Origin of the sequence: Psychrilyobacter piezotolerans, from assembly GCF_003391055.1 — a bacterium.
GTDB lineage: Bacteria > Fusobacteriota > Fusobacteriia > Fusobacteriales > Fusobacteriaceae > Psychrilyobacter > Psychrilyobacter piezotolerans.
Window position 1 is genome coordinate 42,754 of record NZ_QUAJ01000004.1, and the last position, 12,891, is coordinate 55,644.

At 34.1% G+C, this 12,891-nt stretch carries 17 protein-coding genes; all 17 read left to right on the plus strand.

Annotated elements, in window-relative coordinates:
• The first annotated feature begins 168 nt into the window (after positions 1-168).
• The 17 genes from DYH56_RS03375 (at position 169) to DYH56_RS03460 (ending at position 12,883) form a co-directional block, all read left to right on the plus strand.
• Positions 169-453, plus strand: a complete 285-nt coding sequence (locus DYH56_RS03375) for a hypothetical protein (RefSeq protein WP_114641447.1) — start codon at positions 169-171, stop codon at positions 451-453.
• Positions 453-959, plus strand: coding sequence for a hypothetical protein (locus DYH56_RS03380; protein WP_114641448.1), 507 nt, complete (start codon positions 453-455; stop codon positions 957-959). The genes DYH56_RS03375 and DYH56_RS03380 overlap by 1 nt, the downstream gene beginning before the upstream one ends.
• A gap of 391 nt (positions 960-1,350) precedes the next feature.
• The gene (locus tag DYH56_RS03390) at positions 1,351-1,803 is read left to right on the plus strand and encodes a hypothetical protein (RefSeq protein ID WP_114641450.1); all 453 of its coding nucleotides are present in this window, start codon (positions 1,351-1,353) and stop codon (positions 1,801-1,803) included.
• On the plus strand, positions 1,803-3,587 hold the full coding sequence (locus tag DYH56_RS03395) for a phage terminase large subunit family protein (RefSeq protein ID WP_114641451.1): 1,785 nt from the start codon (positions 1,803-1,805) through the stop codon (positions 3,585-3,587). The genes DYH56_RS03390 and DYH56_RS03395 overlap by 1 nt, the downstream gene beginning before the upstream one ends.
• On the plus strand, positions 3,587-3,823 hold the full coding sequence (locus DYH56_RS03400; RefSeq protein ID WP_114641452.1) for a DUF6148 family protein: 237 nt from the start codon (positions 3,587-3,589) through the stop codon (positions 3,821-3,823). The genes DYH56_RS03395 and DYH56_RS03400 overlap by 1 nt, the downstream gene beginning before the upstream one ends.
• Positions 3,824-3,832: 9 nt before the next feature.
• Entirely contained in the window at positions 3,833-5,317 is a 1,485-nt protein-coding gene (locus DYH56_RS03405) for a phage portal protein (RefSeq protein ID WP_114641453.1), read from the plus strand.
• Positions 5,314-6,438 (plus strand): head maturation protease, ClpP-related, encoded by a 1,125-nt coding sequence (locus DYH56_RS03410; RefSeq protein ID WP_114641454.1) that lies wholly within the window; start codon positions 5,314-5,316, stop codon positions 6,436-6,438. Before DYH56_RS03405 ends, DYH56_RS03410 begins: the two co-directional genes overlap by 4 nt.
• Before the next feature lie 15 nt (positions 6,439-6,453).
• Complete coding sequence (locus DYH56_RS03415) at positions 6,454-6,777, plus strand: hypothetical protein (protein ID WP_114641455.1); 324 nt, start codon at positions 6,454-6,456, stop codon at positions 6,775-6,777.
• A 29-nt stretch (positions 6,778-6,806) separates the two neighbouring features.
• Entirely contained in the window at positions 6,807-7,835 is a 1,029-nt protein-coding gene (locus DYH56_RS03420) for a major capsid protein (RefSeq protein ID WP_114641456.1), read from the plus strand.
• 9 nt (positions 7,836-7,844) lie between these two features.
• A complete protein-coding gene (locus tag DYH56_RS03425; RefSeq protein ID WP_114641457.1) occupies positions 7,845-8,156 on the plus strand; it encodes a hypothetical protein in 312 nt (103 codons plus the stop codon).
• Positions 8,146-8,463: a head-tail joining protein gene (locus DYH56_RS03430; protein WP_114641458.1), complete on the plus strand. Its 318-nt coding sequence runs from the start codon at positions 8,146-8,148 to the stop codon at positions 8,461-8,463. The genes DYH56_RS03425 and DYH56_RS03430 overlap by 11 nt, the downstream gene beginning before the upstream one ends.
• 59 nt (positions 8,464-8,522) lie before the next feature.
• Positions 8,523-9,077: a hypothetical protein gene (locus DYH56_RS03435; RefSeq protein ID WP_114641459.1), complete on the plus strand. Its 555-nt coding sequence runs from the start codon at positions 8,523-8,525 to the stop codon at positions 9,075-9,077.
• A gap of 17 nt (positions 9,078-9,094) precedes the next feature.
• Positions 9,095-9,988: a prohibitin family protein gene (locus DYH56_RS03440; protein ID WP_114641460.1), complete on the plus strand. Its 894-nt coding sequence runs from the start codon at positions 9,095-9,097 to the stop codon at positions 9,986-9,988.
• Between the two features lie 113 nt (positions 9,989-10,101).
• Positions 10,102-10,581, plus strand: coding sequence for a hypothetical protein (locus tag DYH56_RS03445; RefSeq protein ID WP_114641461.1), 480 nt, complete (start codon positions 10,102-10,104; stop codon positions 10,579-10,581).
• 9 nt (positions 10,582-10,590) lie between these two features.
• Positions 10,591-10,935, plus strand: a complete 345-nt coding sequence (locus DYH56_RS03450; RefSeq protein ID WP_114641462.1) for a hypothetical protein — start codon at positions 10,591-10,593, stop codon at positions 10,933-10,935.
• Positions 10,932-12,368, plus strand: a complete 1,437-nt coding sequence (locus DYH56_RS03455) for a phage tail sheath family protein (protein ID WP_114641463.1) — start codon at positions 10,932-10,934, stop codon at positions 12,366-12,368. The genes DYH56_RS03450 and DYH56_RS03455 overlap by 4 nt, the downstream gene beginning before the upstream one ends.
• On the plus strand, positions 12,368-12,883 hold the full coding sequence (locus tag DYH56_RS03460; RefSeq protein ID WP_114641464.1) for a phage major tail tube protein: 516 nt from the start codon (positions 12,368-12,370) through the stop codon (positions 12,881-12,883). Before DYH56_RS03455 ends, DYH56_RS03460 begins: the two co-directional genes overlap by 1 nt.
• The last annotated feature ends 8 nt before the right edge of the window (positions 12,884-12,891 follow it).

Sequence of the window (12,891 nt, forward strand, 5' to 3'; positions counted from 1 at the left end):
AAAGTACAAATTTCTTCTCTAGCCATTATAAATATTGCCCTAGAAAAGAAATGACAAAAAATAATTGTGACACAGTTTCCCTAAGTAATGAGGCAGAAAATTTAAAGTGATTTATTACATTTTTATGACATAAAAAGAAGTTTGGAGGTGAGTGTCATAATTTTAAAAATGAAAGAAAAGGAATTTACACAGATGATGCAGAATTCAGAAAGATTTAAGATCTCATCTTTTGAGACAGACCGATCCCAAGAAAAAATAAATATACTGGCTAACAGCTATGTCTATAGTTTTAGTGAACCGTATTTTAGTGTTGTATCCGGTAAAGATCCAAAAGCATTTAGAGAAGCTATCTTAAGAAGGATAAATACTGAGCAGATTATGGGAGTTAAACTTATCAACATCATGGAAACAAATCACAGTATTGATCTCAGTATGATTAAGGCTGATTACTAATGGCCAGATACAGAAAAATTGATAACAAAATAAAAAAAGAGATCAAGAAAGCATATGAGGCCGGGATGGATCTGATAGATATATCTCTACAATACATGATTAACTATGGAACTCTCAGGAACTTATCCAGTAAAGACGGGTGGATTAAGGGGAAGAGTAAGGCAATACTTCAGCAGGCATTTATCGAAGATGATATGAGCAAAAGAGTTGAATTGAGAGATAAGGTCATAACTGATTACAGGACTCTCCACCAGTCTAACTTAGCTTATCTTATGGAGTTGAATAAAAGCGGAACAAAACCAAAGGTAAAATCTTATGAAGAAGCCTTAAAGAATAGAATCCAGGCTACCGCAGAGCTGTATAAGCTGGGCAAGGAGCTATTCAGTATTCAGACCCCTTCAGAAAAAATAGAGCTTCAGCTTAGACAGATAAAGTTTGAAGAAGGCAAGAAAGCTATTGAAAAGCGTAAAGGCATAATGTTTATGGATGAAGATGAGGAGGAATAAAAAAAAGGACTAAACAGCCCAGTCATTTATTTTATATGAGTACTAGGACAGCAATGAGAACAAGCATTAGCATTTGTGTAGCCTTTAAGTTTTGCGTCGGCTACTGCATCCTTGCAGCTATCAAAACGACCTAGAAAACCTTTGTCTTGGTTTTTCTGAGGGATATATCGACACCCCAGTACATGAACTTGACTTGTCTTGAGATCAATACAATAAAGCATTAACGTACCTCCTTATTAGCTAGTGTACTAAAAGTATAGCACAAAAAATAATAGTAACAAAATAAAAGGTACTGTGAGCACTCTAGAAAAAAGCTTTGCGGTGGTGAGGCGCAGAACTTTGACCGTAACAAAATTTTTATTTGGGACTTCCAAAAATTTTAGGAGGATATATGGATCAACTAATTTTAATCGGTGAAAAACAATTAGCTAAACAATTTTTAATCACTGAAAGACAAGTAAGAACTTTATTTAAAAATTTTAAATACGCTCCGGGAGAATATATCTATGGGAAGTGCGTTAAAGAATACATCAAACAAATTAAAAGTAAAGATGGAGATCATAACCTTGAAGATCAAAAATTAAAAAAAGCAAAACGTGAAACACAAGAATTTAATTTAAAGATTTTAAAAGATGAATATTACCCTGACCATGTAGTCAGAGGGGCCTTGTCTGATATGCTTATAAAGTTTAAATCTCAGTTACTCAGTACCAGTAGAAAAATAACAATTGAGATAGAGCAAAATGAAGATCCGGATATTAAAAAGATCGTAGAAAAGCATGTATTAAAAACCCTGGAGGAGTTAGAAAAATATGATCCTCCAAGTAATAAGGGTGATAAATAATGAATGGAAGAAAAAAAGTAAGAAAGTTATTTAAAGAATGCCTAGAATTATTAAAACCGCCACTTAAACTAAGTATCAGTGAATGGGCAGATGCAAACAGGATTCTATCTTCAGAAGGTTCTAAAGAGATAGGGGCCTGGGAAACTAAGAGAACTCCATACATGATAGAGATCTATGAAAAATTAGAATCTGGAGAAGTTAGAGAAGTGATACTTATGATGGCTTCGCAACTTGCGAAATCAGAATTCATTAATAATATCTTTGGAAAATATGCACACCTGGATCCTTGTCCAATGCTGTTAGTACAACCAACAGATACTATGGCAATAGCATACTCTAAGGAACGGATAGCTCCTATGATAAGAGATACCTATGTACTAAAAGCCAGAATCAAAGATGCAAATTCAAAGAACTCAGGAAATACAGTTTCCCACAAGATGTTTCCGGGAGGATATCTTGCCTTTATCGGGTCTAATTCACCAAGTAAGTTAGCAGCCAGGCCGATAAGAATAATCTTCTTTGATGAAGTAGACAGGTATCCGGAGTCTTCAGGTAGGGAAGGAGATGTAATATCCCTTGGGCGAAAAAGATTAACAACCTATGGGGATGAAAGTAAATGTATTATCACCGGGACACCTACCGTAAAGAATAAAAGTGCCATAGAAAAAGAATTTGCAAATGGATCACAAGCAGTATGGAAGTTACCTTGTCCCCATTGTGGAGAGTATCAGGTATTAGATTTTAAAAACCTAAAATGGATTGATGATGATCACGAAACAGTAGAGATGGTTTGTAATGAATGTGGAGCCTTGGCCCATGAAAAAGCATGGAAAAGAGGAAATCAGTCTAAAGGAAAATGGGTACATAAATTCCCAGAAAGAAAAAAGAAATTAAGTTATCACTTGAGCGCTCTAGCTAGTCCATGGAGAACTTGGGAATCAATAGTTGAGGAATGGATAGAGTCCCAGGGTGATATAGAAAAGATAAAGACATTTAAAAATACTGTATTGGCTGAAACTTGGGAAGAAGAAAACATCAAGACAATAGACTATATGGCTCTATTTAAAAGACGAGAGACCTATGAGGCTGAAATACCTGAAGGAGTATTATTACTAACTGCAGGAGTCGATGTGCAGCATAACAGAATTGAGTTAGAACTCAAAGGTTGGGGATTAGGTAGAGAAAGTTGGGGGATTACATACCAGGTATTTTATGGGAACCCTTCAAAAGAAGAAGTTTGGAATGAGTTATATGAATTCTTAAAATCAGATTTCTATTTTAAAGATGGAACTGCTCTTAAGATTTTTGCTACTTGTATCGACACCGGTTACAACACACAAAATGTATATAACTTTGTTTCCGATAAAGAGGATGAAAGAATCTTTGGAATTAAGGGTCAAGGTGGGATAGTCCCAATAAACAATGGATTTAGAAGGACTAAAAATAATGAAATCAATCTTTATTCTGTAGGAGTCAATGCATTAAAAGATTCAACTATGAGTAAATTGAGGATTAAAAAACCTGGACCAGGGTTCTGTCATTTCCCTAAAAGTCCGACTAGAAACTACACGGAAGAATATTTTTTAAGTTTAACTGCTGAGGTTCGAGATCCTAAGAGTAACAAATGGATAAAAATTAGAGAAAGAAATGAGGCATTAGATTTACACAATTATTCTGAAGCAGCATTGGAAATATATGATTATGATATGAAAATTTTAGCAACTCTATCTAAAGAAGAATTAAGTCTATTATCTAAAGTTGGATATCTAGAAAGGGAGGAATAATGAGTGTTACAGGAATAACCCTGGAGATGTGCCAGGAGAAATTAAAAATGTATTTAAAAGCTGAAGAAAAAGTTTTATTAGGTCAGGCATATAACATCGATGGAAAAGAAGTTACTAGAGCAGATCTAGGAAGGATACAGTCAGGAATTAAACTATGGGAAGAAAGGTGTAGAAAGCATGGGAATCCCGATGATGTGGGAATGACAATAGAAAATGTAAGACCAGGAAGACATTAGGAGGAATAAATGGAACTATCATTAAAAAAAATATTTCCTGGATTAGCAGCTAGGAGAATAAGAGCAGAAACAAAGCTCTATCATGCTGAGAAAACCTATGAAAATGTAGTTCAATATCATAATCATGGAGCAGGAAACCAAAATGCTATGGATTATGATGATGAGATAAATAATTCTGATATAGATATAGGAGAATCAAAAGACACTCTTATGGCTAGATCTAGAGATGAATTTATGGGGAACGCCATAGCAAATGGAGCTATTAAAAGAATCAGATCTAATGTTGTAGGGATTGGGATAAAACTAAAATCATCTATAGACAACAATATTTTAGAAATAGAACAAGAAAAAAAAGAGGAGATAGAAAAAAACATAGAGAATCTATGGAGAATGTGGACCGAATCTACTGAATGTGATTGGGGAAGACAATCTAAATTAAGTCATATTCAATCTTTGGCCATCTTAACATCTTTAATCGATGGAGAATGTTTTGCAGCTCTCTCATTTAAGCTTCATCCTGGAGAACTCTTTGGATTAAAGGTAAGGTTATTAGATCCGGCTAGTTGTGTTAATCCTTCAGATATTGGGGATAAAGACATAAAAAACGGTGTAGAAAAGGATAAAAACGGGATAATAACTGCTTATCACTTCAAAAAGAATAAAGATGGGTCTGAAACTACTAAGATCCAAGTTCATGGAAGTAAGACAGGCAGGAAAAACCTATTGGTTCTCATGGATAAAGAAAGAATAGGTCAGAGAAGAGGAGTTCCTTTAATAGCACCAGTTCTTGAAATTCTTCATCAGATGAGAAAGTTTACCCATGCAGAACTGATGGCAGCTACTGTTAATTCATATTTTGCAGCTTTCATAGAAAATGAAACTCAGGAAACTAAATCTCAAAGTCCTTTTAAAAGTAAAGGGGGAAAGGATATCACATTAAAAAGTGGAATTGTTAGTAATTTGGCTCCTGGACAAAAGATAAAATTTCCTGATTCTAATAGACCTAATTCTGGGTTTACTAAGTTTATGGATACTATGTGTGTTCATTTAGGGGCGGCTTTAGAATTAGCGCCTGAACAACTATTACTTAAGTTTTCTAATAACTATTCAGCTTCAAAGGGGGCTCTATTAGAATCCTGGAAGATGTTAAAAACTAGAAGACAATGGTTTACAGATGATTTTATGCAGCCTATCTATGAAGAATTTTTAGATTATTGCGTGGCTATGGACTATATAGATCTACCTGGATATGAAGATCCTTTTAAAAGAAGAGCATATCAAAAGACCCAGTGGTTTGGACAAGCTCAAGGGTCATTAGATCCTAAAAAAGAAGCTCAAGCAGCAGAAATTAGAATTAAAAATAATCTGAGTACAAGTGCTAGAGAAAGTATGGAGATCAATGGAAGTGATATTGATGATAATATCGAGCAGCGAGGTCGAGAAGTAAAGAAAATGAAAAAATTTGGATTAATGAAAGAAGGTGGAAAAAAATGAGTTTATTAAATGCAGTAATGCAGGGGGATAAAAAAGCTGAAATAAGGATCTATGGAGTTATTGGAGAAGGATGGGCCGCTGATGTAACATCTGAAGATATCAATAGAGAACTAGATGCCTTAGGAGATGTTACAGAAATAAGTGTTCGAATCAATTCCCCTGGAGGAGGAGTCGGCGCAGGGTGTGCAATATATAACAGTCTAAAAAGACACAAAGCTAAAATAATTGTCTATATCGATGGAATATGCGCTTCTATTGCTACTGTAGTAGCCATGGCAGGGGATGTAATCATTATGAGTAGAGTTGCCATGATGATGGTACATAACCCATATTTCCCTAGAACAAGTGGTGGAGCAAAAGAACTTAGAAAGCAAGCAGATGACCTAGATAAATTTAAAGAAGTTTCAATAGGGGCCTATTTAACTAAGGTAAAGATCACAAGAGAAGAAGTCATAGAAAAAATGGATTATGAAACTTGGATGAACGCAGACGAAGCTAAAGAATATGGATTTATTACCGAGATAGAAAATGATTCTGAAGCCAATATGATGGCTGTAAATAATAATATGCTTATGTGTGGAAAAGATCTGCAGCTAGACATCTCAAAATATAAAAACCTAAATAGTTTTTTAAAAAAAGAGCATCTACTTAAAACTAAGCCAGTAAACAAAAATACAAATATAGATAATTTAAATAACAAAGGAGATGAAAAAATGGAGTTAAACCAATTAATGCAACAACATCCAGATCTATACAAGCAAATAGTTCAGGTAGGAGTTAACCAGGAAAGAGACAGAATTAAAAACTTAGAAACAATAGAGCAAAGAGCAGGAAGATCATTGGAATGTATCCAAAAGGCTAAATTTGAAACTCCTTTAGAAGCTACTAACCAGGAATTAATGACTGATATTCTTCAGGAGATGACAACTCAGCCTAAAAATACTGAAAAACAACCTAAAGCTCAGAATAAAATGGATATTTTATTAAACAAAATCGATGATGCAAAAGCAGGAGGAATCCAAGAGCAAATCTTAGATGGAATGACTAAAGAAGAATTGGAAGCAAAGCAAGAGGAAGAAGAGATCGATGACATAGTAGCATTAGCAAATGAAATTGAATAAGGAGAGTGATTTTAAATGGCTAAAGAAACAATAACACCTGAGAATCTAAAAGCAGGAGGAGTAGTTCCCTACCTGGTAGAGCCTATGGGATTTACCGCGGGAATATATACAAGGGGGATGCTTCTAGAGTTAGATCCTGCAACTTTAAAATTATCTAAGTGTACCGATGAAACTAAGTTCTTTGGAGTACTAAGTGAGGATGTAGTAGTAACAGGAACTGAAACAGCGATGGTTTATGTTAGTGGAATGTTCTATAAAACTGGAGTCATTAAAGAAGATGCTACAGATATAGAAAAAATAAGAATACACGGTATTCCTAAAAATATCTATATGAGATAAAGCTAAAAAATTAAAAGGAGTGATTAAGAATGGCAGGACCATATGAAGCTAGAAAGATAACCGCAGCAATTGAGAGGGTAAAAAGACCAGTTAATTTCCTATGGAATATCTTGATTGGTAAAGAGATAGAGGAAGTAGTCCAGGAGATTGAGATCCACTCTAAGGATAACGGAAGAGTAAGAGCCGCATTTGTAGGGCCTATGTCTAATGGAATTCTTATTGAGAGAGATGGATTTGCAGTTGAAAGGTACAAACCACCATTTATCTCTTTAAAGATACCGGCAACTGCTGAATCAGCATATAAGCAGCAATTCGGTGAAGGGATCTATGTTACTGGTAAAAAAGATCTGAATAAGATTTTAAAGAAACAGGTGGCAGAAGATTTAAAGACTTTAAAAGCAATAACTCATAGGACTAAGATCTGGGCATTATCCCAATTGGTAATGACTGGAGTATTTCCTATGGGGAATGGAAAAGAAGGGATCAAATATGGCGATTTCGCCTTAAAAGTATTAACAGGGGCAGATAGATTTTCCGATACTAATTCAGATATCATTGGATGGTTAAGTAATCAAAAACTTGAGGTTCAAAAGAACACAGGGAATGTAGTGGATACAGTAATAGTTACCCCAGACGTAGCCAGGTCAATTATCAACAATAAACTTCTTATGGAAAAGATAAGAATTCTCAATGACACTCTTATTAACCTTAAACCAAAAGAAAAAGAACCAGGGGTTTCATACATTGGATATATCCCAGAGATAGATACTAAGATCTATTCATACATGGATTGGGTAAAAGAATATGGCAAACCTACTGAAGAACCTATCCTACCGGATGGAACACTTTTATACTTTAAAGCGAAGAGTTTTAGAGTAAATTATGGAAGTTTCCCATTCAGAGAAAAAATTACGGATAGAGCAAAGATATTTGTAGGAAAAGAAGCTGTTAAAACTGTTCCTTCATCTGAAGGTAATACAGATCTATTAGAAATCAGATCTTCACCATTAATCATACCAGAAGATGCACAAGGTTGGATTGCAGCTAAAGTAATATAGGGGGTAAAAATGAAAAAATGTAAGGTTAAATTAACGGCCATTGAATATAAGGGGAAGATATATAAGCCAGGGAAGGTTATAGAACTAGATGATAAAGATGCGGTGGATCTTATCAAATCTGATTTTGTAATTGAGATAAAATCTCACTTCCAGGAAGAGAAAACTCCTGAAGAGTTAGCATATGAGAAAAGAAGAAAAGAACTGGATGATTTAAATGTCTCAGAGTTAAAAGAGATGGCAGTGGATATGGAACTTCAATTAGAGGTGACCAGAAAAGCTGAGATCATAGAAGCAATTATGGAAGCTGAAGATGAACTTTAAAGATCTGATGGATGAAGATCTAGATCTCCTCTTTGATCCTGAAGAGATAGGAGAAACTGTTTCCTTTGAAGGCAATCAGATCGTGGTGGTTAAGTCTTCAGAAACTTTTAGGACAAAGTATAAGGGCAAAGCTGAGGAGATGGGGATCTATACCAATGGAATCTGTGTATCCATAAGAAAAACAGACTTCCCATCAGGTTTAGCACCTAATGACAGAGTAGAAATGGACAATGAATCCTATGAAATTTTAGACATAGAAGATCTAGGTAATACATACCGGATAGATATAGCTACTAATTACAGATAATCAATTTCGTAAGTTCCGAAATGATTTCGGGACTTACGAAATACTGAAGGTGAAATTTTATGATTGAAATTGATAGCGAATTACTGGATAAAATCAAAAAAGAGTTAGAAGGAATTACAGATGGAATAGAAACTGTAGTTTCAAAAGTGTCTAATAAAACAGCGCAAAGAGCCAAAAGATATATAATCGATCGTATTATAGAGGATTTTTATATTAATAAAAACAAAGTGAATTCTGGTATTTCAATGAGAAAAGCTGGAGGGCAACACACAATAGCTGAGTTGACTAATAATAGAAAAAAGGATCATTTTGGACTACAAAACTTTAGAGTGGATGTACCTAATAATGGGCCCATTAAAATTGGATTAAGAAAAAGTGGAGGACTCGTAGATTTAAGAAGGGCTTTCCTCCAAGATCCTAAAAACCAACCAGGGAACATAATGGTCTTTAGACGTAGAAGTAATGATCCTCGTTTTAGAAAGAGTATTGAAAGACAATACGGGTATAGTTTTGGTGGGATGATGGAACATAATCCAAAACTTATAAAAGAATGGATCAATCAAGAATTAGATGAAGAACTAGAAATTCAATTAAATAATTTCTTTGAAAAATAAAAAATAGGAGGACAAAAATGATAATTAATGGAAGAAAATTTAGCGCGGTAATAGTGATAGTAGTTATAGGGATATTAATGACATTTAAATCGTGTCATAGAATATCAGCAGGATATGTAGGAGTTGTATACAGCCCTAATGGAGGAGTACAAGAAAAGGTATTAACCCAAGGATACAACTTTATCAATCCTTTTAAAAATGTAACAGAATATACTGTAGGAACAGAACAAGCATATTTATCTGCAGATGAAAGGGAAGGTTCAGAAGATAATGATTCCTTTATAGTTCCTACTTCAGATGGAAAGATGGTCAATGTAGATTTAGAGTATTCATATAGATATGATGAAAATAAAGTAGCTCAAATATTTACTCGATTTAAAGGTAAAAGCGGAGAACTTATTCAAAATACATATACCAGAGTAAAGATAAAAGCGTATGTTTCCGAAGTAACTTCTAAATTTAGTGTCCTTGATATTTATGGGTCTAAACGGGCAGATCTAAACTTAAAGGCTTATCAGCATATTAAAGAAAAGTTTGCTAAAGATGGAATAATCATTGAATCTGTTAATTTCTCAAGAATAGGATTAGATAAAGCCACTGCTACAGTTATTCAACAAAGAGTAAATACACAACAAGAATTAGAAAGACAAAAGATTGAAAAACAAAAAGCTCAAATTGAAGCTGAAAGAAATACTATCCAGGAACAAGGAAAAGCAAATGTCAAATTAATTCAAGCTAAAGCAGAAGCAGAAAGAATATTAACTGTAGCTAAAGCCCAATCTAAAGCCAATGATCTGAAGAAAAAATCTTTATCTACTGAGTTAATCAAATATGAGCAAACTTTAAGATGGGATGGGCAATTACCGCAAGTTACTTCTGGAGGAACTCCAATAATAGATATTAGAAACTAAGGAGGCATTATGTCAGCTAAAAACATAGATAAGGAAATTTTAAATATTGTTAAAGATATTTCAAATGTCGTTAAAGAATCTCCACCAATAAATATCAATAAAAAGGAGAAACCATGTCGGTAAGAAATCTAGAACAAGAGATCAAAAGAAGAATAACTGAAGCTGTAAAAGGTATCCAGTTAATAAATGATAAAGGTGAGTTTGTTTTACCCTTGATTGAAACGGGAGCACTGCCTAAATCAGCAGTTAGAGGAGAACCATATATATTAATCCAAACCACTCATATTAAAGATGAAGAACTAAGTGGTATAGCAGATATTAATATCTTGTATGGAACTATTGGAGTAAGCCGGGAAGATATGAAACATGATGTTTTTAAAAACCAAAGTCATGCAACTGGTCATTGGGATGTACTTTCAGTAATTGATAAGATTAGAGAAGATTTTTTTAAAGATACAAATTTTCAGTTTGGGATTTTAAAAAGATCCATGAAACATGATGTTTATGGTGAAATAGAATTCCCTCATTATCTGGGTGAAACTAAATGTTCATTTGAAATAGCAGTAACGCAGCCGCAAGATGACTATTTGTAAGGAGGAGATATGGCAGAAAAAAAAGAAACCAAAAAGAATAAAAAAAATATTGATTCTAAGCCTTTGGAAGGTGTAGACACAAAGGCAAAAAAAGAGAAAGCTCCTAAAATGAAAACAAGAACGACAACTTTTTATATAGGTCCTGGTGTGAAAAGAGGGATCCTGGATAATGGAACTATATTCAGGGGATCATTACCAAAAGAGGTTGAAAAGTTAAAGGAAAAATATAAATCTATAATTCCATTATTTGTATCCGGAGAAAATTATGTCAAAGCTATAAATGAAGTTAATGAACCGGGTAAGAGGATGAATATTCTTTTTAATAGAGCATTGGAGGAGGTATATAAGAAATGATAAATCATGGAGTTTCAACAAGTGAAAGCACTACTTCCATAGCTAGTATTATTAAAAGTGGTAATACTGCAGTAATAATAGGAACCGCACCAGTTAATATGGCAAAAAATCCAAAAGTTAATACACCTGTTCTTTGTTATACAGAAAAGGAAGCATTGGAAGCATTTGGGTATTTAGACGATTGGGGAAATTATACCCTTTGTGAGGCTATTAGTGTCTTTTTTAGGCTGTTTAAAGTAGGACCTGTAGTTTTCATAAATGTATTGGATCCTGCAATACACAAGAAAGATGTGATAGGCACATCAGTAACAATAACAAAAAAAATAGGTAAAATAAGTCAAACTGGAATATTACAAGAAAATTTTGTTTTAAAAGATAGTGGAGATGTAGTAGTCGCAGCTGAAAAATATATTACTACATTTGATGATAATGGAAACTTAGAAATAGTATTCATCGATGAAGCATTAGCGGATGGGGATTATAAGGCGACATACAGCCAATTAGATCCTAGTTTAGTTGATAGTGATGACATTATAGGCGGAATAGATGGCGCTACCCTTAAAAGCGAGGGATTTGCTCTAATAGAACAAATTTTTCCTAAGTTTAACAGGGTTCCAAATATTGGATTGGCTCCAGGATGGACCCATGATAGTAAAGTAATGACTGCATTAGTATCTTCTATGAAGAAAATAAATGAAGTATTTCGAGGGGTAGCATTAACCGATATAGATACAGAAACTATAGATAATTATAGCAAGGTAACAGCCTGGAAAAATGATAATAGCTATATTCATGAAAATCAATACAACTTCTGGCCAATGGGATCCATAGGAGAGGATATTTATCATTTATCCACCTTAGCAGCAGCCTCTATCTATTCAGTAGATGATAAGAATGGCGGGATCCCATATGAATCTCCATCGAATAAGCCGCTAAACATTACAGGGATCTGTTTAAAAAATAAAACAGAGGTAGATCTTACCTTAGCCCAGGCTAATTATTTAAATGATAATGGGGTGGCTACAGCTATTAATTTTAATAATGGCTGGAGATTATGGGGGAATAGAACAGCGTGTTATCCATCGAATAGAGATATTAAAGATAATACTATCTCAGTAAAAAGGATGTTTATCTGGGATAACAACAACTTCACACTAACTTATTGGCTGGATGTGGACAAACCCGCTAACAATAAGCTCATGGATAAGATAGTAGACAGCTATAACGACTACTACAATGGATTAGTGACTCAAGGAGCTATACTTGGCGGAAGGATAGAGTTTAATGGACATGATAACCCAGTAGGCAGCTTAATAGATGGAAAATATAACTTTAAAAGATATATGACACCAGTAGGAGTAGCTGAATGTATTATGTCAGATCTAGAATACGATATAGATTATCTAAAGAACCTATTTGGAGGTGGTAACTAATGAATGGATTTCCAATATCCCTACAGGGATTTAGTTTATATATAAACGCATTAAAAGAAGTAGGAACAGTAGATTTAGATCTTCCTAATATCCAATTTATGACCGATACAGTTATAGGGTCAGGAATAGGAGGAGAGATAGAAGTACCTATTGCAGGATTAACTAAATCTATGACAATGAAGATAAAGAAAAGATCTGTAAATAAGCAATTTACAACATTGATTGCGCCTATCATGCATCAGCTAGCCTTTAGAGGAAACTTACAAATGGTTGACCCAGGAAGCCCAATAGGTAGAATGAGAAATAGGAAAATTAGAATAATGGCTAAGGTAACACCTAAAAATAAAAACTTAGGGAAGGCAGAAACAGCCAAAGCTATGGATACAGAGGCAGAATTTGAAGTTTTCAGTATAAGAGTATTTATCGATGAGATAGAAAATCTTCATATTGATAAACTTAATAATAAATTTGTAGTCGATGGGATTAATTATCTAGATGAAGATGATTTTTTATAAGGGGGAAA